Source organism: Bradyrhizobium iriomotense, from assembly GCF_018129405.1.
Lineage (GTDB): Bacteria > Pseudomonadota > Alphaproteobacteria > Rhizobiales > Xanthobacteraceae > Bradyrhizobium > Bradyrhizobium iriomotense_B.
The window spans coordinates 167,045-188,615 of sequence record NZ_JAFCLP010000009.1; the positions used below are offsets into that span (position 1 = coordinate 167,045).

Annotated in this window: 22 protein-coding genes; 8 read left to right on the forward strand and 14 right to left on the reverse strand. The window is 64.8% G+C overall.

The features are described from left to right. Positions 1-20: 20 nt before the first annotated feature. The 4 genes from JQ592_RS20470 to JQ592_RS20485 all read right to left on the reverse strand — a co-directional run bounded on the left by JQ592_RS20470 (position 21) and on the right by JQ592_RS20485 (position 4,037). On the reverse strand, positions 21-1,046 hold the full coding sequence (locus JQ592_RS20470) for an alpha/beta fold hydrolase (RefSeq protein ID WP_211404592.1): 1,026 nt from the start codon (positions 1,044-1,046) through the stop codon (positions 21-23). 269 nt (positions 1,047-1,315) lie between these two features. Then, entirely contained in the window at positions 1,316-1,978 is a 663-nt protein-coding gene (locus JQ592_RS38300; RefSeq protein WP_246820543.1) for an SEC-C metal-binding domain-containing protein, read from the reverse strand. Between the two features lie 13 nt (positions 1,979-1,991). Further along, positions 1,992-3,458, reverse strand: coding sequence for a hypothetical protein (locus JQ592_RS20480; RefSeq protein ID WP_246820544.1), 1,467 nt, complete (start codon positions 3,456-3,458; stop codon positions 1,992-1,994). A gap of 81 nt (positions 3,459-3,539) precedes the next feature. Next, positions 3,540-4,037 (reverse strand): GNAT family N-acetyltransferase, encoded by a 498-nt coding sequence (locus JQ592_RS20485; RefSeq protein ID WP_211404593.1) that lies wholly within the window; start codon positions 4,035-4,037, stop codon positions 3,540-3,542. 963 nt (positions 4,038-5,000) lie between these two features. On the opposite strand from JQ592_RS20485, the gene JQ592_RS20490 reads away from it, so the two are divergent. The 3 genes from JQ592_RS20490 to JQ592_RS20500 all read left to right on the forward strand — a co-directional run bounded on the left by JQ592_RS20490 (position 5,001) and on the right by JQ592_RS20500 (position 8,373). Beyond that, positions 5,001-6,491: an amidohydrolase family protein gene (locus tag JQ592_RS20490; protein WP_246820545.1), complete on the forward strand. Its 1,491-nt coding sequence runs from the start codon at positions 5,001-5,003 to the stop codon at positions 6,489-6,491. A gap of 3 nt (positions 6,492-6,494) precedes the next feature. After that, a complete protein-coding gene (locus JQ592_RS20495) occupies positions 6,495-7,424 on the forward strand; it encodes a CobW family GTP-binding protein (protein WP_211404595.1) in 930 nt (309 codons plus the stop codon). Positions 7,425-7,500: 76 nt separating this feature from the next. Beyond that, the gene (locus JQ592_RS20500) at positions 7,501-8,373 is read left to right on the forward strand and encodes an urea carboxylase-associated family protein (RefSeq protein ID WP_211404596.1); all 873 of its coding nucleotides are present in this window, start codon (positions 7,501-7,503) and stop codon (positions 8,371-8,373) included. Positions 8,374-8,376: 3 nt separating this feature from the next. Here JQ592_RS20500 and JQ592_RS20505 read toward each other — a convergent pair whose 3' ends face one another. The 3 genes from JQ592_RS20505 to JQ592_RS20515 form a co-directional block, all read right to left on the reverse strand. Beyond that, positions 8,377-8,772, reverse strand: coding sequence for a GFA family protein (locus tag JQ592_RS20505; RefSeq protein ID WP_211404597.1), 396 nt, complete (start codon positions 8,770-8,772; stop codon positions 8,377-8,379). Position 8,773: 1 nt separating this feature from the next. After that, positions 8,774-9,145 carry a hypothetical protein gene (locus JQ592_RS20510; protein ID WP_211404598.1) on the reverse strand — a complete coding sequence of 124 codons (372 nt, stop codon included), beginning with the start codon at positions 9,143-9,145 and terminating at the stop codon, positions 8,774-8,776. 108 nt (positions 9,146-9,253) lie between these two features. After that, positions 9,254-9,631, reverse strand: a complete 378-nt coding sequence (locus tag JQ592_RS20515; protein WP_211404599.1) for a tautomerase family protein — start codon at positions 9,629-9,631, stop codon at positions 9,254-9,256. Between the two features lie 161 nt (positions 9,632-9,792). On the opposite strand from JQ592_RS20515, the gene JQ592_RS20520 reads away from it, so the two are divergent. Then, positions 9,793-10,389 (forward strand): TetR/AcrR family transcriptional regulator, encoded by a 597-nt coding sequence (locus tag JQ592_RS20520; RefSeq protein WP_211404600.1) that lies wholly within the window; start codon positions 9,793-9,795, stop codon positions 10,387-10,389. A gap of 3 nt (positions 10,390-10,392) precedes the next feature. Here the strand turns inward: JQ592_RS20520 and JQ592_RS20525 are convergent, their stop codons facing one another. Next, positions 10,393-10,860 (reverse strand): hypothetical protein, encoded by a 468-nt coding sequence (locus tag JQ592_RS20525; protein WP_211404601.1) that lies wholly within the window; start codon positions 10,858-10,860, stop codon positions 10,393-10,395. An 11-nt stretch (positions 10,861-10,871) separates the two neighbouring features. Next, positions 10,872-11,372 (reverse strand): hypothetical protein, encoded by a 501-nt coding sequence (locus JQ592_RS20530; protein WP_211404602.1) that lies wholly within the window; start codon positions 11,370-11,372, stop codon positions 10,872-10,874. A 284-nt stretch (positions 11,373-11,656) separates the two neighbouring features. On the opposite strand from JQ592_RS20530, the gene JQ592_RS20535 reads away from it, so the two are divergent. Beyond that, positions 11,657-13,339, forward strand: a complete 1,683-nt coding sequence (locus JQ592_RS20535) for a methyl-accepting chemotaxis protein (RefSeq protein WP_211404603.1) — start codon at positions 11,657-11,659, stop codon at positions 13,337-13,339. Here JQ592_RS20535 and JQ592_RS20540 read toward each other — a convergent pair. From JQ592_RS20540 to JQ592_RS20560, 5 genes are read right to left on the reverse strand one after another with little or no spacing between them, the layout of a single operon-like run. Further along, the gene (locus tag JQ592_RS20540; RefSeq protein ID WP_211404604.1) at positions 13,336-14,235 is read right to left on the reverse strand and encodes a polysaccharide deacetylase family protein; all 900 of its coding nucleotides are present in this window, start codon (positions 14,233-14,235) and stop codon (positions 13,336-13,338) included. The genes JQ592_RS20535 and JQ592_RS20540 overlap by 4 nt on opposite strands. Positions 14,236-14,237: 2 nt before the next feature. Continuing rightward, positions 14,238-15,047 carry an ABC transporter permease gene (locus tag JQ592_RS20545; protein ID WP_211404605.1) on the reverse strand — a complete coding sequence of 270 codons (810 nt, stop codon included), beginning with the start codon at positions 15,045-15,047 and terminating at the stop codon, positions 14,238-14,240. Beyond that, a complete protein-coding gene (locus JQ592_RS20550; RefSeq protein ID WP_211404606.1) occupies positions 15,037-15,894 on the reverse strand; it encodes an ABC transporter permease in 858 nt (285 codons plus the stop codon). The genes JQ592_RS20545 and JQ592_RS20550 overlap by 11 nt, the downstream gene beginning before the upstream one ends. After that, entirely contained in the window at positions 15,895-16,944 is a 1,050-nt protein-coding gene (locus JQ592_RS20555) for an ABC transporter substrate-binding protein (protein ID WP_211404607.1), read from the reverse strand. It lies immediately after the preceding gene. 1 nt (position 16,945) lies between these two features. Further along, positions 16,946-18,067 carry an ABC transporter ATP-binding protein gene (locus JQ592_RS20560; RefSeq protein WP_211404608.1) on the reverse strand — a complete coding sequence of 374 codons (1,122 nt, stop codon included), beginning with the start codon at positions 18,065-18,067 and terminating at the stop codon, positions 16,946-16,948. Positions 18,068-18,267: 200 nt separating this feature from the next. Here JQ592_RS20560 and JQ592_RS20565 point away from each other — a divergent pair, with 200 nt between their 5' ends. From JQ592_RS20565 to JQ592_RS20575, 3 genes are all read left to right on the forward strand, one after another. Next, entirely contained in the window at positions 18,268-19,038 is a 771-nt protein-coding gene (locus tag JQ592_RS20565; protein WP_211404609.1) for a GntR family transcriptional regulator, read from the forward strand. A 1-nt stretch (position 19,039) separates the two neighbouring features. After that, positions 19,040-19,696 (forward strand): aspartate/glutamate racemase family protein, encoded by a 657-nt coding sequence (locus tag JQ592_RS20570; RefSeq protein ID WP_211404610.1) that lies wholly within the window; start codon positions 19,040-19,042, stop codon positions 19,694-19,696. A gap of 147 nt (positions 19,697-19,843) precedes the next feature. After that, a complete protein-coding gene (locus tag JQ592_RS20575) occupies positions 19,844-21,565 on the forward strand; it encodes an AMP-binding protein (RefSeq protein WP_211404611.1) in 1,722 nt (573 codons plus the stop codon). The last annotated feature ends 6 nt before the right edge of the window (positions 21,566-21,571 follow it).

The window sequence follows — 21,571 nt, forward strand, 5'->3', positions numbered from 1 at the left end:
GGCTCGGCGCGGGCGCTCTCTTACGCGGTCGTGCCGTCGATCGAGCGGCGGATCACCCGCTGCACTTCCGCATTCGAAAGAAACAGATCGTGGTTGATGATGCCCCAGCCTTCCTGGGAGGCATCGACCACGCGCACGCCGAGCCGCGCTATGACGGCCTTTTCGGCGGCACCGACCCTGGTCATGCCACCTGCGATTTGGCCGGACAGCGCGAGTGCACGATCGTTCGTCGCGGCGATCACGGTGATCTTGCCGGCGAGCGGACCGATGCGCTGGATTGCCGATGAGAACACGTCCATGTCGATATCGGGCGCGGCAAACACGACTGCGCCGATCTTGCTCGTAACCGTGTCGCCGTATCGCGCATAGAGCTGACGGAGGCTTTCGAGCGTCAGCATGGTTCCCATGCTGTGCGCAACGATGTGCACGCGGCCGCCGCCTGGCGCCGACACGAGCGCAGAGAGCACGCGCTCGAAATCGTCGCGAGACCACATCGCGCTGTCGCGGTCATAGGCATAATCGAAGAATCCTGCCTTGGAGGGCCAGGAGAATGCCATGGTGCGGCCGCGGAACTTGATTCCATCGGAGAGATGGGCGGCATCCAGCACCGCCGTCTCGAATGTCTGCTTGAAGCCGTGCACGTAGATCAGCACGTCGCCTCCGCCGGCCTGCGCAGCGAGATCGCCGGCGTCGGCCGACACCGGTTCGATCCGATCAAGACGCCAATCGCCGAGTCCAACCGAAGCGAGAGAAAGACGGCTCTCGTCCGGGGCCACCAACCTGGCCCGCGCGACCGTCATGCTCGTCGCGCGCTCCGGCCCAAACCAGGGTTTGGTGCGGCCGCCGTTGACGGGCTTGCGCGTGGTGGTGACGAGCACCGTGGGGTCAGCGGAGAGGGACGACGCATCGAAGCGCGCGCCGGTCGCACCGAGGCCAGCGCATCCGCCGAGCGCGAGGGCACTTCCTGCCGACACAAAGCCGCCGAGGAAAGCGCGGCGCGAAACGGAATGACGGCAGTCGCGTAGCAGGAGACGTCGGACGATCACACGGAACCCCAGGGAACTTGCCCACCGTAACGCCGCCCCGCCTGTCTCCCTGAATGACAATGGGGGCGAGAAGACGGCAGAGCTGCTTCGCGGCCGGTTGCGTGGACATGGAGTCCGAAAAAGCGCCAGATCAGTCGATGATTTCAATCGAATGTAGCGCGCACCGATCGCGCAATGCCTCTCCGTGGCTCATGTCGCGATGGCAAGGTGGTCGCCTGGAGGCAAGTTCAGGACCTTGAGAAGGTCGGTATCGAGCGTGGGCACGCCGCTCAGCCCGACCGACGCCATTCATCCGCCGTCATGAGTTCCAGCTGGACGAAATAAGCCTCATTCGGGTCCTGATTGGGCTTCGCATCGAAATTGTCATCGCCTGATTTGGTCTCGCGCATCAGCTCGTTCATGTGTTCTGCAAGCACCGAGCCGATCGCATGGATGGCTTCGTGACGATCGAGTCCTTCGGACATCAGCCGCTGCGCCGTGTTTCGCACCGGCAGCTTGGGATCGGCAATTTGACTCTCGACGATCACATGAAAGACAGCGTGCAGTTTCTCCCGCGGAAGGCGGATTCCGGCGCGGCGATGGTACGCCATCACGAGATCGATCCGTTCCTCCTCGTCCAGCGCAACCCACAGATCCGGGTCTGGCTCGATCAATGGATCATACGCCAGGGTCGCTTCTTCGTCCTGAAGCGCCGACCGGGCAACGTCCGGTGTCTGCATGATCTGGGGCAAACCGGATGACGCCTCGTCCAGCCTTCGTGAGTCGAGGCAACACTTCTTGAACTTCTTGCCACTGCCGCAGGGGCAGGGGTCGTTTCGTCCCACCTTGTGCAAATTCACCATTGCGAGCACCCGCGACAGGACCGCGTTGACGGATTCTCTTCCGACCGGGTGGTGAGTGGAGCAATCTCCGGACCACGCCGCAGCGGCCAATTGGTGGTTTCGTTCACCGCCTCAGCTCACCCAGACTTAATTCCTTCCATAGCCAACCGAAGTTGTAACTGGCCATTGCGCTGTTGTGAGCGCCGGACTTGGCGGTCTCGTTCTCAATCATCTTGAGCCATTCGACGACTTTAATTCGGCCGTCGTCCGTCTTGACTGCGGCACGCGGCGTCAGTCCTCCGAGCGCAGGAACCGGCTCATCGAGAACGCTGCGGTAGTGCCGATCCATTTGATCATGGATTATCGCGCGCTTCTCTACCTCGGAGATGTTGACTTCCTGAGGCTCGGCGGCGGCACGCGATGCCATCATTTGCTCGACAGTCTCGGTTTCGATCGTGGGTTTGCCGACGCGGGAGCCGAGTATCGCGGACAGCAGCGCATCGCCGCGGTCGCATCGCTGCCGGGAGTTCACGCTGAGCACGACCGCCTTGTCCTCCAGTCTCACATCGCCGAGCACGAGTGAGCCGTCGTCACGCCACGTCTCGAAGTTCAACGATCGTCCTGGCCGTTCGCCGGCAGCCGCAGTGGCCTGTTTTTGCCGGGTGATCCAGCTCCAGGTTGTCGTGTCGGCCATGAGAAATTCATCACGCGCCTGGAGTGCACTCCGGATGTCCTTGTTCGTCGTGCCGGCTGCAAGAGGGTAGCGCGCCACACAGAGAACCAGCTCGTCTCCTTCGGCGTTGCGCAAATCGGGAATTGGCGGCTCTCGAACCCGGTCGATCACGTCGACCAGCCAAAAGGTCGTGAACAGCGAACTGTTTCCGCGGGCTATCTCGGTCGGAGAGAGAGCCGCGAACGCCGCGTCGCCGACGTCTTCTCCGAAGGTGTCCTCTGTCAGCTTTCGCCTCTCATCCTCGCCGAGCTTTCCGAAGGCATCCCAGGCCTTGATGATATCCTTCGCGGTGTCCTGTTCGAACACCAGCACGGCGCCGCCGATCTGGGTTTTGGCGCCCACCTGAACGACGCGCGCGGCGATACAGTCCCAGGGCTTGAGGCTGCGCGTGGCGCTCCGCTCGCTGATCAGGACCGGTTCGCCGCCTCGGATCAGGTCGCGTGCACGAAACGACGTGCCGGGAACGATGTCGCTCACCTCGTAGAGGCTCATCGTCGAATTTCGCAGTGCTGCCATGTAGTTGCGAACCGACGCACTCTCCTTCCATCCGCGTCGTTTCAGATATTCGTCGATGACGTTCTCGCCGTCGTCGAATTCGCGGGTCACGAAGTCCTCGAACGCACAGGCCCATACCGTGCTCATGAACAGATCCTCGCTGATCGTCGAGACGATTTCATCGATTTCGAGACCGGTTTCGTCGCAGGCGGCCAACAGATGCTCTTCGAGTATCTCTTCGAAGCAATCGGCCCAGTAATCGCGCGCCGACCATTTGATCAGGCCTTCGAGGATGTGTTTGCCGGCCATTTTCCCGCTCGTATGATGAAAGTCGTTCATCGCCACCCGCAGGTAGTCTATCAAGCCTTCGCCCTCATTTCGATCCGGAACCGGGCCGCCCGCGAGAATTCAACGGCTTTTCTCGACGACGTTCGACCTCGATAGTCAGCGAAGCGATGCCGTAATGTCGGCGATCGATCTGAAGAGAACGAGCGGATCGTCCTTTGACGGAAGGAATCCTCGCCGCTTCCAGAACGCAGCAGTGCCGGCATCGACCGCATTGACGATCAGCGCGCGTCCTCCGATCAGGCCTGCGGCCGTGACGCAGCGCTGGAGCGCACGCTTGACCAGGCCGGTGCCGATGCCCTGGCCGATCCAATTCTCATCGGTCGCGAACTGTCCCAGCAGCAGACAGGGCACAGGGTCGGGCGGCTGCCCGGTCCGTATGGACCGCGGCAGAGACGCGGGGATGATTGCCGTCGGCGCGAGACCATAATAGCCGACCACCCGGTTCATCTCGTGAACCACCATGACGGCGGTGAAGCCCTTCTCTTGGTTGGATAGCGCTCGCGTCTTCAGCCATCGGTCGAGCGATGGCTTGCCGCAAGAGAACTCGTCGAGACGGTGCGCTGGCGTCAGCGGTTCAGGGGCGGAGATCGCCAAGTCTCAGCGCCTCTTGCTCGGGCGGATGTCTCGGTTTGACACGTCTTGTTTACGCGAGCCGGCGTCCACTTCGCTTGAAGACGTCGATCTGGAGATAATCGTGCCGTCGGGCAAAACAGCCCGTGTCGCTGTCAACCCCTTCCTTCAAAAATATTCCACTTTACCGAAATTCGGATTTATCGTATGTCTCGCCCATCCCAGCCCACCAAAGGGGCGGTCGTACGTCGTTTCGAGCGCGGGCTGGGTTGCGGTGGACGCGGGCGGCGTTAAAGGCGGTCGGTGGCGTGCAGGGCGAGATGAACCTCGTGAGCATGGCGCGGACCGCGAAGACGGACGGCGCTCAAGTCCCGTGATGCCTCTGGCGAAGCAGGCATGTCCTGCGAAGCCGCTTGGCGAAGCGGGAGTGTCCGCGTACGGCGAAACCGTGTGGTCCTGGCCGTCGTTGCTACGGTCAAGCCTTGGCGAAGGCGTCATCGCGTCAACCGGCGCGGTGCCGTGACTTTCGCGGAGGTGAGGGAGGCCAGAAGGAACTCGGCTCCCGGGAGAGCGCGGCATAGGCCGTCAAACCATCGCGCAGGGAAGGCCTGGTTTCGGCTGCCCTGTGTCTCCCCTGTGCATTTGCGCGTGCATTCGTTCAGCGCAGGGGTCTTATGGGTGCCAGCTGGCGCCCGGTCTTCCCTGCGCCCTTTCTTCTCTGAGGGTGTGAAGCAGAGCATCGCTCGGGCAAATCCTGCCGCGAGGATGCGCGCGCATGCCGATTGGACGGCGAATTGACGCCGCGGCGTTGTTGCGCTCCGGTCCCGATACACGCCCTGCGTTCATCGGCCTCACTTGCAAGCATGCTGCGTAGGCATCAGTGGTGGTGGTCGTTCTCCCCAAAATCTGCACTATGCGCGCCGACGTGCCTCCGGAGCTGCTGCCGGGCCTTTGGAGGTGTTGGCAATGGCTTTTCGGAGTGACGAGATGAGCGGTTTGGTGATCAGCGGCGGCCGGGTGGTGGATCCCGCGAGCGGGATGGATGCCATCGGCGATGTGGCGGTGGTGGACGGCAGAATCGCCGCTGTCGGAACTAGCCTCGGCGGCGCCGAACGGGTGATCGATGCCACTGGCCTGGTGGTCGCGCCGGGCTTCATCGATCTGCATGCGCATGGCCAGTCGCTCCCGGCCGACCGCATGCAGGCCTTCGACGGCGTCACGACGACGCTCGATCTCGAAGCCGGCGTGCTGCCGGTCGGGTCCTGGTATGAGCGCCAGGCGCGGAAGGGCCGCGTGCTGAACTACGGCGCCGCCACCAACTGGGCCTTTGCCCGCATCGGCGCGATGACGGGCTCCAATGCGGAGAGCTCCCTGGAGGCGTTCGGCAATGCCATGCGCGATCGCCGCTGGATGGACAACGTCGCAACCGATGCGGAGGTCGCCGGCATTCTCGAGCGTCTTTCGCGCGGCCTGAACGAGGGCGGCATCGGCATCGGCATTTTGAACGCCTATGCGCCGGGCGCGGGCGTGCAGGAGCTGACCGCGGTCTGCCAGCTCGCCGCAAAGCAGGACGTGCCGACCTTCACCCACGTCGCCTTCATGTCGCGCATCGACCCTGAAAGCGCGGTGGAAGCCTATATCCGCCTGATCGGCTATGCCGGCGCCACCGGCGCGCATATGCACATCTGTCATTTCAACTCGTCGAGCAAGACCGACATCGCGCGCTGCCGCGTGTTGGTCGAGAAGGCGCAGGCACAGGGCCTGCCGATCACCGTCGAAGCTTACCCTTACGGCACCGGCTCGACCGTGCTGGCCGCCGCGTTCTTCAGCGATCCAAAATTCGTCGAGCGCAACGGCACTGCTTACGATTCCGTGCAGCGCGTGACCGACGGCTACCGTTTCCACGACCGCGAGGAGCTGCTCAAGGCGCAGGCCGAGGAGCCGTCCTCGCTGGTGCTCTGGCACATTCTCGACACCGAGAACAATGCCCATCACCGCGATCTGCTCGACATGTCGGTGCTCTATCCCGGCGGCGCCATCGCCTCCGACGCGATGCCGTGGACGCTGTCGGATGGCACCACCTATACCGGTGATGCCTGGCCGCTGCCCGATGATGCGACCTCGCATCCGCGCTCGGCCGGCTGCTTCACGAAATTCATCCGTGAATGGGTGCGCGAGCGCAATGCGGTGTCGCTGCTGGAAGGCGTACGCAAATGCGCGCTGATCCCGGCAGAGATCCTGTCGCAGAGCACGCCCGCGATGCGCGCCAAGGGCCGGCTCACGAAGGATGCGGATGCCGACATCGTCGTGTTCGATTACGAGAAGCTCTCGGACCGCGCGACGTTCACGGCGATGAACCGCCCGTCGGAAGGCGTGCGGCATCTGATCGTCAGCGGTCAGCCGCTGATCAGCGACGGCATTCTCGATGTGACGGCGCGGCCCGGAAAGCCCGTGCGGCGCCCCGTCGTAGCGAGCTGAGCCATGCCGGTCCCGGTTCTCCTGGTGACGGGTTTCCTCGGGGCCGGCAAGACCACGGTCGTGAACCATCTGCTGGCGCATGCGGACGGGCGGCGCATCGCCGCCGTGGTCAACGATTTCGGCGCCATCAACATCGATGCGGAGCTGATCGCGGGCGCGAGCGACGGCGTGGTCAGCCTTGCCAATGGCTGCATCTGCTGCTCGCTCGAAGGCGATCTCCTGCGCACGCTTTCGACGCTGCTGCGGCGCGATCCGAAGCCCGAGTACATCGTCATCGAGACCAGCGGCATCGCCGATCCCGCCGACATCGTGCGCAACCTGATGGACCCGGTGATCCTGCGCGAGGCGCCGCTGGAAACGGTGCTTTGCGTGCTCGACGCGGGGACACCGTCATCGCGCCTGGATGATGCGCTGCTGCGGTCGCAGCTGCGCGTCGCCGATATCGTGGCGCTGAGCAAGCTCGATCTGGCGGAGGAGGGCGCAGGCGTCCGGATGCGCGAGGCCATCCGTGCGCTGCGCGTCCCTGCGGTCGTGGTCGAGGCGAACCGCGGCGAGATTCCGTCCGCGCTGCTGTTTCCCGCGAACGTCGATCGCGCGCCCGCGCCGCGCGAGCCGGGACCGAAACGGCCGGCAGAGGAGCGCTTCGAGACGCTGAGCTGGACCTCGGACCGGCCGATCTCGCTGCCGCGCTTGCAGCAGGCCATCGGCCGCCTCGCGCCCAAGCTCGCCCGCGCAAAAGGCCTGTTCGAGACCGTCGAGCAGCCCGGACGCCCGATGGTGTTCCAGTTCGCCGGCGGCCGCGCCACGCTCGCGCCGGGCGAGGCGCCGCCGCCAGGCGTGCCCCGGACACGGATCGTCTTCATCGCCGAGCTCGGCGTGCTCTCGCAGGCCGAGCTCGATGGAATCATGGAAGCGTGCGTTGCCGGCGGCTGAGGCGAGGCGATAGGGTCAACTGCTTCCGCCGTCAGCCACCGCCTCTCCTCTTGCCGATTCGATCCGAGACTGAACAATGCCCCCAAATATCCCACCACCCGCCCCCGCTGATGCCGCCTCGCGCCGCGCTGCCAAGCCGGCCATCGTCTATCCGGCCGGGACGATGCCCGGGCCGGATATGGCTACGCTCGAAGCAGCCCGCCGAGCGGCGGTCAAGACGCACGAGCTCATCGTGCCGCCACGCGATGCCCGTGCCTTTCGCGTGGCGCGCGGCCAGTTCTTCTGCATCGTCAGCATCGAAGGCCCTCAGGTCGGCGACCTCAATCTCTGGAACGCGGACGATCTCTCCGAGCGTTTCTTCAGCGGCAAGACGCGGGCGCTCCATGGCACGCATGTCAGCATCGGTGACCGGCTCTGGAGCAATATGCCCTATCTTCGGCCGATGGCGACCATCAGTCACGATACGCTCGGCTGGTACGGCTTCGACGCGGACGGCGCCGGCATTCACGATGTGATCGGCACGCGCTGCGATCCCTATACAAATCTCCTGTTGAACGGCACGGCTTACGACTTTTGCTGCCACTCCAACCTGTCCCGCGCGCTCGCCACCGAATTGAAGGCCGATCCGGCCGCAGTGGAGCATCATGTCCACGACGTGCTCAACGTCTTCATGTGCACCGGCTTCACCAAGGACACGCACCAGTATTTCATGAAGGCAAGTCCGGTCCGCCCCGGCGACTTCATCGAGTTTTTCGCGGAGATCGACCTGCTCGGAGCATTGTCGGCCTGTCCCGGTGGAGACTGCAGCGCAACCCATTCCAGCGATGCCGCGGCGTGCCATCCGCTCAAGATCGAAATCTTCGAGCCGGATCGAACGGCACTGAAGGGCTGGACCTGGCCCTCGCCGAGTGCTTATCACCGTCACCACGGGACGCATGCGGGAAGCTGAGCCTCAATCTTCCGTCGGCAATCCATCGCCGTGCACATACCAATCCGCGCGCGATGCCCACTGCACATGCCGGTCGGGTGTCGCACCCAGCGGCTCGTCGAATGCGCCGGCATGGACAATCGCCTCGCGTCCGCTGCGGGTCAAATGCGGCATCGGGCTGCCGCAAATCTTGCAGAACGCGGTCGCAAAGCTTCGCGCGTTGGGTAGATCGAAGCGCGTGACGGACGTTTCCCCACGCAGCCAGCGCAGAGCCTCTGCCTTCACGATCACCTCGCAGGCATGCGCGGTCCCGGTCGCCTTGCGGCAGCGCGAGCAATGGCAGTTGAGGAAACGATCGAACGGTCCCTCCACCTCGAACGCGACCTCGCCGCACAGGCAGCTTCCGCGGAAGGCGGCCATCTCACTCCCCCTCCGGCTCGGCCGGCTTCTCGGCCGCGTCCTCGGTGTGAACCGGAGGCCCGCCGTGCGCGCCGCGCAGCCGGATCATGGTGTCGATCACGTCCACGTCGATCTTCAGCATGTCGAGATCGCGCGTCATCTCGCGCAGCTCCTGGCCCTTGCGCGCCAGCTCCTCGGAGACGTCGACCGCCATCTTGCGCTCGGTCACGTTGCCCTGTGTGTTGACGAACAGCTTTGCGCGCATCCATTCCAGCCGCGCCCGCTGGGTGTCGCGCTCGAACTTCTTCTCGGCGTAGCGGCGCCGCGCCTCGGCATAGGCGCCGATCAGCGCCGTCTCCGGCAGGCTCCACAATTGTTCGACCGACATGGTCATGCCGTTCAGGTCCCGGGTTCGGCTCGGCGGAGGCTTGCTCCGCACCCTATCAGACCCTTCCGGCCGGCAATTCTCAAGAGGGCGCCGGCGATTCCGCGCCCGGCAGGTTCACGCGAATTGCGCGATGCCGTGCCCCACCGACCAGTTCTCCTTGGGCGCGTCGAGCACGTTCACGAACACGTCCTCGGGCCGGATGCCCGGGCTCTCGCCGAGCAGCTCCGCGATCCGCCGGTACAGCGCTTTCTTCTGCTCAGGGGTGCGCGAGGCGAACACGGTGATCTGGATCAGCACGGCGTCCTCGCTGCGCAAGACCCCGTAGGCATTGCCGCAGCGGAAGTTTGCGGGCGAAAGCTCGCTGATGGTCATGAACTCGTCGCCTTCGGGCACGTTCAGCGCCTCGCGCATGGCGCGGTAGAGACCGTCGAGAATGGCCTGGCGGTAGGCTTCCGGCTTTCCTTCGCGCATCGAGATGTGGAGGAGAGGCATCGTAAAGTCCCTCGGCATGCGGGCCCGATCGGCCAGGCGCATCATCCGCGCCGGCCGTCGGCTTATTGACGAAACGGGATATCAATCCCAATTTGTTTTTGACACGATGTCGAGAAACCATGTTCTTAACGTCGTGTCAAATACTTTTGGAGGAGCAGCATTTGAGGCCGCGCGAGTTCGACCATGACGATGTCCTGCGCATCGCGTTCGACCAGTTCTGGCGCAAGGGCGTGCGCGGCACCTCGCTGTCGGACATCGCGCGCGACGCCGGTGTCCAGCGCGGCAGCCTCTACAATGCCTTCGGCAGCAAGGAAGCGCTGCTTCTCCAGGCCTATGAGCGTTACGCGGGCGACTATCTGCTCGCCCTGCAAAAGGCGCTCGGGACGGGGTCTTTGCGCAAGCGTCTCACCGCGTTCTTCGACCTCACCATCACCAATTTCCGTTCCGGCTCGCCGCCGCGGGGATGTCCGACCACGCGCGGCCTGATGGAGCTCGGCGCGGCGGAAGGCGAGGGGTTGGATGAAAAGGCGCGCCAGGCCTTTGCTAGTCTCGTCTCACGCATCACCGCGCTGGTTCAGGACACGTTGTCGGCGGGCGCCAGGCGTGGCGAGTTCAAGGGCAATCCGGCGGCCGCAGCGCTGCACATCGTCACGGTGACGCGGGGCCTTGCCGTGCTCGAACGCGCCTACGGCGACGAAGCCCAGCTGCGCAAGATCGCAAGCCACACCATCGATCTCGTGCTCGACAAGGGAAGTTAGGCGTCAGCAGCAAGCGAGCGCGTTGACCGCTCGGGTCGCCGCATCTTCCTTCCCGGAGCCGACGAACTGGCAGACGATGGATGCGAGCTCACCCGGCTGCTTGCGGCGCGCGACCGCCAGCAATTGCATCAACTCCGTTTCGTCCTTCGACAGGCGGCGGCAGGACGGCGGCATGAAGCAGAGCTCGCACGGCCGGCCGCTGCGCAGAACCCTGACCAGCGCAGCCGCGCGTGCGACCAGCAGCGGACTGTCGGCAATGCCAGGCGCCTCGTCGGCAAAGCGATAGGCCGCTTCCCAGCAATCCGATGCGCCGGTCGCATAGGCCGCTCCGATGAAGCGGAACAGCGACAGCGCGACGCGGGAAAACTGGTCGTAGCTTTCGACGTTCGGACGGTTCGCAAGCGCGGCTTGAAGTGGACAGAGCAGCGGCTGGTCCGCGTCCGGCGCAGAATCGCAAATGGCCTGCATCATGAACGATCTCGTCAATGCAATGTCGGGCTGCCCACGAACCAGCTCTTCATCGCCATCATCCTATCATGGGCGCGTGACGAGACGTGCCGGTCAGGCAGGATGAGGCCGGCCATGCGGAAGATCGTCGCCAGTCCCCGCACCGGCGCCAGCGCCCAATCCGCACCCACCGGCGGCAGCCAGCACTCGAACTGCTCGCGTGCGACATCGTCGCGCTCCTTCTGTGCGGCGGCGATCGCCCGCAAGATTCCGCACTCGCTCTCCGACATGCGCGGACAGGTCGGGCAGTGCACCTCGATCGCCGTATGTGCGGTGCAGGCGAAGATCTCGATGATGGACTCCAGCGACGGCACGGCGTCGCCGACGCGAAAATGGTCGTACACCTGCTGGATGTCGGCCGCCGTTGGAACGGGGCTGCCGCTTCGCGCCTTGGCACGAAATCCCCAGACGAAGAGCCGCTCCGCTGCGGTCAGTGCGGGCAGCTCGAGGGGCTTGGCGTATGTCGATTGATGCATGGAGCCTCTGGCCTCTGGCGGCGCGCAGCGCTTCGGCTGGCGCTGATGATCTGCGTCGATCGTTCGGCCAGAGGCTCCGCCAAGTCAACGCTTCGAGGGGCGATGTCGAGGTCTTCTAGATTTGAACAGCTTGAATTTCCGCACGGCCGCCACGCAATCCCGCAGCATGCCGGCGCCCGGCCCGACGCAATCTTGCGGGCTTTCGGGAACCCGAATGCTTAAAGCTTTGCTAAGGGGCGCGGGATAAACTTGCATATCAGCCCTTCCAATTCTTGCGAGCACCGATGATTTTCTCCCGCATCAGTTTCAAGCTGGTCCTCATTGTCGGCATCAGCCTCCTCGGCATGATCGCGCTGGCGCCGATCGCGCTTTCGACCTTGCGCGGGCAGATGATCGCCGACCGTCAGGCCAAGACGCAGCACATGGTGGATGTCGGCTACGGCATCCTGGCCCATTTCCAGAAGCTCGAAAGCGAAGGAAAACTGCCGCGCGAGCAGGCCCAGGCCGCTGCGATCGCGCAAATCAAGAGCCTGCGTTACGACAAGGTCGAGTATTTCTGGATCAACGACATGACCCCCAAAATGGTCATGCACCCGATCAAGCCCGAGCTCGACGGCAAGGATCTCTCCGGGATGAAGGACCCCGCGGGTAACGCGCTGTTCATGGGCTTTGTTGACGTCGTCAACAAGCAGGGCGCGGGCTTCTATGGCTACCTCTGGCCGAAGCCCGGCTTCGACCAGCCGGTCGGAAAAATCTCCTATGTGAAGGGCTTTGCACCCTGGGGCTGGATCATCGGCACCGGTATATATCTCGACGACGTCGACGCCGTGTTCCGGCAGGACGCGATGACGTATGCGCTGGTGTGTCTTGCGGTACTCGTGATTGTGCTCGGCGCCTCGTTCGTGATCGGCCGCAGCGTCACAAAGCCGCTCGCGAAGATCACGGCGCTGACCGAGCGCCTTGCCGCCGGCGACAGCGCCTTCGAGGTGCCCTACACCGAGCGTCGCGACGAGGTCGGCGGGCTCGCGAAGGCGCTCGCCGTATTCAAGGACAATGCGTCGGCGGTGCAGCAGATGCATGCCGAGCAGGACGAGCTGAAGCGCAAGGCGGATGGCGAGAAGCGCAAGGCGATGGCCGATCTCGCCGGCAAGTTCGAGGCGAGCGTGCAGGCCGTGGTCCGCGATGTCTTCAACGAAGCGCGCGAGATGCAGCAGGCCGCGCAAGGCATGTCGGAAACCGCGAACAAGGCGACCGATCGCGCGAGCTTCGTCGCGACCGCCTGCCAGCAGGCCTCGGCCAACGTGCAGACGGTGGCGTCCGCCGCCGGCCAGCTCTCGTCCTCGATCACCGAGATCAGCCAGCGTGTCGCGCAGGCAGCATCAGTGGCCGACAAGGCCGCCGCCGACGGTCAGCGTACCAACGATACCGTGCAGGGCCTTGCCGCCGCCGCGCACAAGATCGGCGAGGTCATCGACCTCATCAACCAGATTGCCTCGCAGACCAACCTGCTCGCGCTCAACGCCACCATCGAGGCGGCGCGGGCGGGCGAGGCCGGCAAGGGCTTTGCCGTGGTCGCGAGCGAAGTGAAGTCGCTGGCGAGCCAGACCGCGAAGGCGACCGACGAGATCGGCGCGCAGATCACGGCGATCCAGGCCGAGACCAACCAGGTGGTCGGCAACATCGACAGCATCCGCAAGACCATCATGGAGGTCAACGAGATCTCCTCGTCGATCGCGGCTGCGGTCGAGCAGCAGGGCGCCGCGACGCAGGCGATCGCCCACAGCGTGCAGGAGGCCGCCTCCGGCACCGACCAGGTCTCGCAAAACATCTCCGGCGTCACCGGCGCGACCGCCGAGACCGGCCAGGCCGCCGGCCTCGTGCTGCAATCGAGCGGCCGCCTGACCCAGAAGCTGCAATCGCTCCAGGACGAAGTCAGCGCCTTCGTTGCGGGCGTGCGGGCGGCCTAACGCGCGACGCCGCGAAAATGCGCCGCGATGTCGGCGCGCGTTGCGACCCAGACCCGGCCCTCCAGCCGCGCCAGCTCGGCGAGAATGGTGCGCACGGCACGGAAACGTGCCGGCCGGCCGCAAATGCGCAGGTGAAAGCCGACCGACAGGATCGAAGATCGGCCGCGCTCAGCTTCCTCGATCAAGGTCGCGAGCGCCGCACCGACGTAACCCGAAAAATCCTCCGGCTGCACGAACCCGTTCGGATGGAAGAACTTCATGTCGTTGGTGTCGAAGCAATAGGGCAGGACCAGCATCGATCCCCGCGGCGACCGGCTCCAATAGGGCAGATCGTCGTCGAGCGCGTTGGAATCGTAGGCGAAGCCGAGCTCGGTCAGGAGATCGCGAGTCCAGGCGCTCTGGCTGCCGCGCGACATGAAGCCGACGGGCATGACGCCGGTCGCGCGGGCGATGACGTCGCGCGTCTTCTCGATGTCACGACGCTCTGTTTCGGCATCGCCATAGAGCGCGTGCGGCAGCCAGCGCCAGCCATGCACCGCCGGCTCGTGTCCAGCCTCGACCACGGCGCGGGCAAGGTCCGGCACGCGCTCGACGGCGCGGCCGCACATCATGAAGGTGGAACGGATTTTGGCCTCAGTGAAGGCATTGAGGAAGCGCCACAGGCCGGCGCGCATGCCGTAGTCGAACACCTGTTCCTGCACGAGATCGCGCACGCCCGGCGGCGACATCGAGGCGACCTCGCCATAGCGTTCCGTCTCGGCGTCGCCCTGCTCAACCGCGAGCTCAGCGCCTTCCTCAAAGTTCACCACCAGCGACACCGCGACGCGGGCGCCGTTGGGCCAGACGATATCAGGTCGCGCCCTTCCATATCCGCGAAGATCGCGTTCGATCGGCATGATCAGCGGCTCCCGATCTGGCGGCTGACGCCGCCGAAGATTTCGGCGCAGACGAGACCGGCCAGAGTCAGCAGCACGATGACGCCGGAGACGGCGGCGACGCGCACGTCGAGGCTGCCTTCCAGGATCGCCCAGAGCTTGATAGGGAGTACCTCGGTGCGCGCGTCGGCGAGAAACAGCGACACCGGGACGTTGTCGAACGAGGTCAGGAACGCCACAAAGCAGCTCGCGACGATACCGCGGCGGATCAGCGGCAGGGTGATGCGACGGAAGGTGTACCAGCGGCTGGCGCCTAGGCTGAGCGAGCAGGTGATCAGCACCGGATTGAGCTGCTGCACCGAGGCGCCGACCATCCGGATCACGAAGGGCACGCAGATGATGGTGTGGCCCAGCACCAGTGTCGCCGCCGACAGGCGGATGCCGAGCAGGTTGAAGACCAGCAGCAGCGACAGGCCGAACGCCATCGCCGGCAGCACCATCGGCGACATGAACAGCGCATCCAACGCGCGGGCGATCCTGAGCTTGCTGCGCGCCAGTCCAAGTGCCGCCGCGCCGCCCAGCACCGCGGAAAGGATCGTCGCCGCCGCTGCGACCTTGAGGCTGGTCAGCGCGGGCTCGATGATTTCCTGCGATTGCAGCAGCTCGACATACCAGCGCAGCGACCAGCTCGGCGGCGGGAATTTCAGCGTGATGCCGCCGGTGAAGGAAATGACGAGCACGACCAGCGTCGGCGCCAGCAGCAACAGCATGCCGAAGCCGGTGATTGCAGCGACGATGGTGGAGTAGATCCGGTCGACGAGACTACGCTGCATCGACGCCTCGCACGTAGCGGCGGGAGAGTGCGCCGATGGCAAACACGATGCCGGTCACGGCGAGCGTGAAGATCAGCGACAGCGCCGCCGAGAACGGCCAGTCCTGCACGCCGACGGCCTGCTGGTAGATGTAGGACGGCATCAGGATGATGCGTCCGCCGCCGACCAGCGTCTGGGTGATGAAGGCGGTCGCAGCGGCGGCGAAGACGAGCAGCCAGCCGGCGATGGCGCCCGGCAGCGTCAGCGGCAGGATGACGGTGATGAAGATGCGGGCGCGGCTCGCGCCCAATCCTTCAGCTGCGCGCGTCAGGTTGCCGTCGAGCCGCAGCAGGCTGTTGATGACCGGCAGCGCCATCAACGGAAGCTGGATCTGCGTCAGTGCCAGCACCATGCCCTCCCAGGAGTAAAGCAAGCGAGCCGGGGCCTGCCAGAGCCCCAGCGACAGCATCGCCGAGTTGACGATGCCGTCGCGGCCGAGAATGACGATCCAGGCAAAGGTTCGCACCACCGTGCTGGTCAGCAGCGGCAGCATGATCAGGAAGGTGATCAGGGTGCGCATGAACGGGCCGCTCGCGACATAAACAAGTGCGAGCGGGTAGGCGAGGATCAGCGTCGCCAGTGCGACCTCCGCCCCCAGCCAGAGCGTGTCCGTCAGCACCTTGATGCTGAACGGATCGGAAAAGAAACGCAGATATTGTGCCAGCGACAATTCCGCGAATTGCGCGTTCCGGAACAGGCTGATCGCGACGAGCGCGATCAGCGGCAGCACGAAGGCTGCGAAGAACAGCGCCGCCAGCGGAACCACCGGCAGCAACTGTCTTGATGCGCTCGTGCTTGCCGGCGTCATTCAGATCTTCACTTCTTTGCTGAAGCGCGTGATCCATTCGCCGCGCAGGGGCTGGAACTTGGTCCAGTCGAGCAGCACGTTGTTGGCGACGAGGTCGTCGACGCTCTTGGCGACGGTGAGGTTGGCGCCGGTCAGCGGCACCTTGCTGTTGGTCGGCATCATCACCCAGGGCGCTGCCTCCAGGCCCTTCTGCGTCTCGACCGACATCACCGTATCGAGATAGTCCAGCACCGCCTTCGGATCCTGGTTGTTCTTGACGATTTGCGCGCTGGTGCGGATCACCACGGCGCCGGATTTCGGCTTGGCGAAGGCGATGTCGACGCCCTTGGCGGCGAGCAGCGCGACGTTGTTCCAGAAATTGAAGGCGATATCGATCTCGCCCTGCTGGAACAGCGCCGCCAGCGCGCCAGGTGAGGCTGCGATCGCGCCGACGTTCGGCAGCAGCTTCTTCATGGCGTCGAACGCCGGCTCGATATTGGTCTCGGAGCCGCCGTTCAGCTTGGCGATCTCGACCATGAAGGCGGTGCCGAGGCTGGAGCCGAGCCCGGTGATGCCGACGCGCCCCTTGTATTCCGGTTTCCAGAGATCCTCCCACGAGGTCGGCGGCGTCGGGATCTTCTTCGGATTGTAGGCGATGCCGATCAACTGACAGGTGATGACAGGCGCGTAACCGTCAGGATGACGGAATGCGCTTGGAACGTCGGCAAACGACTTCGACTGCTCGACCGGAAATTTCTCCAGGACGCCGCTCGCGATCGCCGGGATCAGCGGACCCTCGTCGAACAGCACTACGTCGAAGGGCGGCGCGTTGCGCGAAGCCTGGATCTTGCCGATCTGGTCGACGCCGAGCAGGGGCGTGAAGGTGACACCGCCGTCGCTGGACTTCTTGAAGGCCGGCCCGACCACCGAGCGGAAGGCTTCGTCGAAGCTGCCGGGATAGGTCGTTGCCACGATCGAGGGGGCCGCGCGCGATGATGTCGGCCATCCGAGGCTAGCTGCCGCGAGCGCGGCCGAACCCGAGGTGAGCAGCGATCTCCGGGATAGGTTCATGTCAAACACTCCTTTGCTGATGCTTGGAAACGTCGTCGATCGGCGTGCTGAAAATGCTGACGCGCGAGACATCGGAGATCGCGAGCCAGGCCGTGTCTCCGGCCTGCGCCTTCGCGATGCCGGCGGCGCGGGCCCGGCTGACCTTCACGGCTTCGCCGCTCGCGGTGACCCCCTCGGTGACGCTGACGGCGCCGAGCGGTACGGTGGCGCGGATCGTGACGGGGATGGCGCCGGGCCGTTCGGCGCCGAACGCGATGTTTTCAGGCCGGACCGAGAGCGTCACCGGCGTGCCGCGCCTGCGCTGAACCGAACGGCCGAGATCGATCTCGGGCCCGGCGTCCAACTGCACGCGATCAGCGTCGGTGACGGTGCCGCGCAAAAGATTGGTGTGGCCGATGAAGCTCGAGATGAACAGGCTCGCGGGGCGGTCATAGAGGGCGTCCGGGCTGTCGATCTGCTCGATGCGCCCCTTGTTGAGGACGACGATGCGGTCGGCCATCGACAGCGCCTCCTCCTGGTCGTGCGTGACGATGATGGAGGTGACGCCGAAGGTCTTCAGCAGGCTCTTGATCTCGATCTGCATGTCGAGGCGCAGATTCTTGTCGAGCGCGGAGAACGGCTCGTCGAGGAGGACGAGGCCCGGATCGATCGCAAGCGCCCGCGCCAGCGCGACGCGCTGCTGCTGCCCGCCGGAGAGCTCTCCGGGCAGCCTCCGCGCGAACGCCGCCATCTGGGCGAGGCCGAGCATCTGCTCGACCTTCGCCGCGACCTCGGCGTTCGGCCGCTTGCGCGCGCGCAGTCCGTAGGCGACGTTCTCGAATACGGTCAGATGCGGAAACAGGGCATAGTTCTGGAACACCATGCCGATGCGGCGGCGATTGGCGGGGATGTGCTCGACCCGCGCGCCGTCGAAACGCACCTCGCCCCGGGACGGACGCAGGAAGCCCGCGATGATCTGGAGCATCGTGGTCTTGCCGCAGCCGGACGGACCGAGCAGGGCGATCAACTCGCCGGCCGCGACAGTGAGATCGATCTCGTCCAGCGCGACGGTCGCGCCGAAGGCGTGGCCGATGCCCTTCAGATCCAGCGAGTGTCCGCGTACGTCGCTCAACGCCAGCTCCATCCTTCGCGTTGCCCTGCGCGAGGGGAGTTAGCAATCGCCGTGCCAGCGCGGTTCGTCCGCTAAGGCCTTGGGAGCGTTATGACAATTTTTTGGCGCCAAATATTGGCGCCAATTTATTGGCTATATTGTAAACAGTAGTGCGACCGGTTTGTATAAAAAATGGGCTCCGGCAACTTTCCAGAATCCTGTAAAAGCGAGACATGAAGCGAACCCGTCCCTTCAAGCGCAGGCCGAAGCGCGCCGAGCCGAAACACAGGGAGCCGGAGGCCGTCGATCCGCGCAGCATCGACGACGATCCGGTGGTCCAGGGCATTTTGACCGCGATCAGCCAGAAGCGGCTCAAGCCCGGTGCCAAGCTCGGTGAGGACAAGCTCGCAACAGCGTTCGGCACCACGCGGATTCACATCCGCCAGGCGTTGTCCCATCTTGCCTCGCGCAAGGTGGTGATGCAGATCCCCAACCGCGGCGCCTTTGTGTACCGGCCGAGCTGGGAGGAGGCGCAGGACATCTTTGCCGCGCGCCGCATCATCGAGACCGCGGCTGTGAGCGCTGCGATCGACCGGCTGGACAAAGCGGGCAAGGCCGAGCTGAAGGCACATATGGAGCGCGAGGCGCGCCATGATCGCAACGACCGCTGGGCCTCGCTGTCGCTGACGGCGGAATTCCACATTCTGGTCGCCAAGCTCGCGGGAAACCGCGTGCTGCTGGAAATGTCGCGCGAACTGATGCTGCGGACGTCGCTGGCGATCGCGACCTTCGAGCAGCCGGGCGAGCCGGATTGCTCGCCCGACGCCCATCCCGACATTGGCGCGTTGATCCTCGCCCGCGACAAGGCCGGTGCGGTCCATGCCATGCGCCATCACATCGAGGAGATGGAGCAGCGGATCCGGCCGAAGGAAGGGGAAGAAGAGGTCGACGAGCTCACCGCGATCTTCCAGGAGATCGGCGCGCGGGCACGGGCTGGCGGATAGCATGGCCGGCCGGCGCATCCTCCTGATCAATCCGAACAGCAATGAAGCGACCACCGCGATGATGGTGGCGATCGCCAGGTCTGCTGCCGCCGATGGTTTCGACATTGTCGGCGCCACGGCAACGCGTGCGCCCACGATGATCGTCTCGGCGGATGCGCTGGAGGCGGCTGCGACAGAGGTCGAGGAGATCGCGCGTGCGGCCAGCTGTGCGTGCGACGGCATCATCGTGTCGGCCTTCGGCGATCCCGGCCTCGCCGGGATCAAGGCGGCGATGAAGCTGCCTGCTGTCGGCATCGGCGAATCCGCGATGCTGGAAGCCGGAGAGAACGGTCGCCGGTTCGGCGTGGCGACCACGACGCCGCTGCTGAAAGCGAAGATCGATGCATTGCCGGAGGCCCTGGGATTGCGATCGCACTACAGCGGCACACGCTTTGCCGATGGCGATCCGCACGAGCTCATGCGTGATCCATTGCTGTTGCGCGCGGCTCTCGCGAGCACGGTCGAGGCCTGCATTGCGCAGGACGGAGCGGAGGCGGTCGTCATCGGCGGCGGGCCGCTGGGTGAAGCGGCACGCGAGCTTCAGCCGATGTTCACCGTGCCGGTCATCGCGCCGATCCCGTCAGCCGTGCGGCGGATCATTCGTCTCGTCACGCCGTAGCGTGATTTTTCCGCGTCGCGGCATCGGCCGTGCCGCGGAAAACTGTTTTCCTTGACATCAACTCTGCCGTGCTCGACGTGTAACGATGTCGAGCGACGGCACGTTGCGCGCCGTCACGAAAAGAAAAGCAGCACGGGAAAAGACGCCATGAGTGCAGGCCTCAACGAGAAGGATTACCTCGCCACCTTGCGGGGCCTTTGGGAAAAGGCTTGGCCGAAGGGCATGCCGCGCTCGCCGAACTATCTGCACGGCGAAGTTCCCCTGACGGAATATCTGCGCGCCTGGGCGAAGCGCAGTCCCGATCGCCCGGCTGTGATCTTCTACGGGCACGTCACCACCTATGCCGATCTTGACCGGCTGAGCGATCGCTTTGCGGCGCTGTTGCAGGCGAAGGGCGTGCGCAAGGGCGATCGCGTCGCCGTCTTCCTCCCAAACTGTCCGCAATTCCACATCGTGTTTTTTGGCATCCTGAAGCTCGGCGCGGTCCATGTCCCCGTCAGCCCGCTGTCGCGGGCGTTCGAACTGTCCTACGAACTCAACGACACCCAGGCCGAGGTGATTGTGGCGCTGGACCAGCTCATCCCCGTCGTCGAGCAGGTCAGGGGCGAGGTGCGGCTGCGTGAGATCATCGTCACCAGCTTTGCCGATGTGGTGCCGGCCGCGCCCGCATTCCCCACGCCGGATTCGATCCGCGTGCCGCGCGTCGCGGTCTCAGGTGCAACCGATCTGTTCCCCGCGCTCGCCGCGATGTCAGCGCCCACGCCGCTGCCGCCGCCCGGTCTCGATGATGTCGCCGCGCTCAACTACACCGGCGGAACGACAGGCATGCCCAAGGGCTGCGTCCATACCCATCGCGACATGGTCTATACGGCGGCCGCCAATTACGGCATCTCGGTGCTGTCGGACGAAAGCAGCGTGTTCCTGTCGTTCTTCCCGGAGTTCTGGATTGCAGGTGAAAACTTCGGCCTGATCTTTCCGCTGTTCTCCGGCGCGACGCTGGTCCTGCTCGCGCGCTGGGATGCCGTCGGCGCGATGGCCGCGATCGACAAATACAAGGTCACGATCACGGCGATGCCGGTCGATGGTGCCGTTGAATTGATGGACCATCCGCGCTGGAGCAAATTCGACCTGTCGTCGTTGAAGCAGGTGCGTGTCGTCTCCTTCGTCAAGAAGCTCAACGCCGACTACCGCAGGCGCTGGATGGATCTCACCGGCACGATCCTGATGGAGGCGGCCTGGGGCATGACGGAGACCCACACCTCCAACACGTTCACATCAGGTTTCCAGGACGACGATTTCGATCTCAACAACCAGCCGATCTTCGTCGGGCTGCCGGTCCCCGGCGCCGAGTTCAAGATCACCGATTTCGAGACCGGCGCGCTGTTGCCGCTCGGTGCGGAAGGCGAAATCCGCGTGCGCACGCCGTCGCTGCTCAAGAGCTACTGGAACAAGCCGGAGGCGACCGCGGAGTCGCTGATCGACGGCTGGCTGCGCACCGGCGATATCGGCAGCATCGACAAGGACGGCTTTCTGCACTTCCTCGGCCGCCGCAAGGAGATGCTCAAGGTCAAGGGCATGAGCGTATTCCCGCCGGAGATCGAGGCGCTGCTCGGCCAGCATCCGAAGGTGCTGGGCTCGGGCGTGGTCGGACGCGATGATCCCGACAAGGGCCAGGTGCCGGTGGCCTATATCCAGCTCAAGCCGGAGGCGGTTGGCACCATCTCGGCGGAGGATCTGCGCGTCTGGTGCGCCGAGCGCATGGCTGTCTACAAGGTCCCGGAAGTGCGTATCATAGATGCCCTGCCGCTGACGGCGACGGGCAAGGTGAAGAAGCAGGACCTCGATCCGAATCTTCCTGCTGCTGTCTGAGTGAGA

Bases quoted from the DNA above. Each gene is read 5' to 3' on its own strand.
- JQ592_RS20565 (WP_211404609.1), top strand. From the start codon at position 18,268: ATGAAGCGAACCCGTCCCTTCAAGCGCAGGCCGAAGCGCGCCGAGCCG.
- JQ592_RS20505 (WP_211404597.1), bottom strand. From the start codon at position 8,772: ATGGCCGCCTTCCGCGGAAGCTGCCTGTGCGGCGAGGTCGCGTTCGAG.
- JQ592_RS20540 (WP_211404604.1), bottom strand. From the start codon at position 14,235: ATGCCGATCGAACGCGATCTTCGCGGATATGGAAGGGCGCGACCTGAT.
- JQ592_RS20535 (WP_211404603.1), top strand. From the start codon at position 11,657: ATGATTTTCTCCCGCATCAGTTTCAAGCTGGTCCTCATTGTCGGCATC.
- JQ592_RS20500 (WP_211404596.1), top strand. From the start codon at position 7,501: ATGCCCCCAAATATCCCACCACCCGCCCCCGCTGATGCCGCCTCGCGC.
- JQ592_RS20560 (WP_211404608.1), bottom strand. From the start codon at position 18,067: ATGGAGCTGGCGTTGAGCGACGTACGCGGACACTCGCTGGATCTGAAG.
- JQ592_RS20555 (WP_211404607.1), bottom strand. From the start codon at position 16,944: ATGAACCTATCCCGGAGATCGCTGCTCACCTCGGGTTCGGCCGCGCTC.
- JQ592_RS20575 (WP_211404611.1), top strand. From the start codon at position 19,844: ATGAGTGCAGGCCTCAACGAGAAGGATTACCTCGCCACCTTGCGGGGC.
- JQ592_RS20530 (WP_211404602.1), bottom strand. From the start codon at position 11,372: ATGCATCAATCGACATACGCCAAGCCCCTCGAGCTGCCCGCACTGACC.
- JQ592_RS20545 (WP_211404605.1), bottom strand. From the start codon at position 15,047: ATGCAGCGTAGTCTCGTCGACCGGATCTACTCCACCATCGTCGCTGCA.
- JQ592_RS20495 (WP_211404595.1), top strand. From the start codon at position 6,495: ATGCCGGTCCCGGTTCTCCTGGTGACGGGTTTCCTCGGGGCCGGCAAG.
- JQ592_RS20490 (WP_246820545.1), top strand. From the start codon at position 5,001: ATGAGCGGTTTGGTGATCAGCGGCGGCCGGGTGGTGGATCCCGCGAGC.
- JQ592_RS20515 (WP_211404599.1), bottom strand. From the start codon at position 9,631: ATGCCTCTCCTCCACATCTCGATGCGCGAAGGAAAGCCGGAAGCCTAC.
- JQ592_RS20570 (WP_211404610.1), top strand. From the start codon at position 19,040: ATGGCCGGCCGGCGCATCCTCCTGATCAATCCGAACAGCAATGAAGCG.
- JQ592_RS20550 (WP_211404606.1), bottom strand. From the start codon at position 15,894: ATGACGCCGGCAAGCACGAGCGCATCAAGACAGTTGCTGCCGGTGGTT.
- JQ592_RS20525 (WP_211404601.1), bottom strand. From the start codon at position 10,860: ATGATGCAGGCCATTTGCGATTCTGCGCCGGACGCGGACCAGCCGCTG.
- JQ592_RS20510 (WP_211404598.1), bottom strand. From the start codon at position 9,145: ATGACCATGTCGGTCGAACAATTGTGGAGCCTGCCGGAGACGGCGCTG.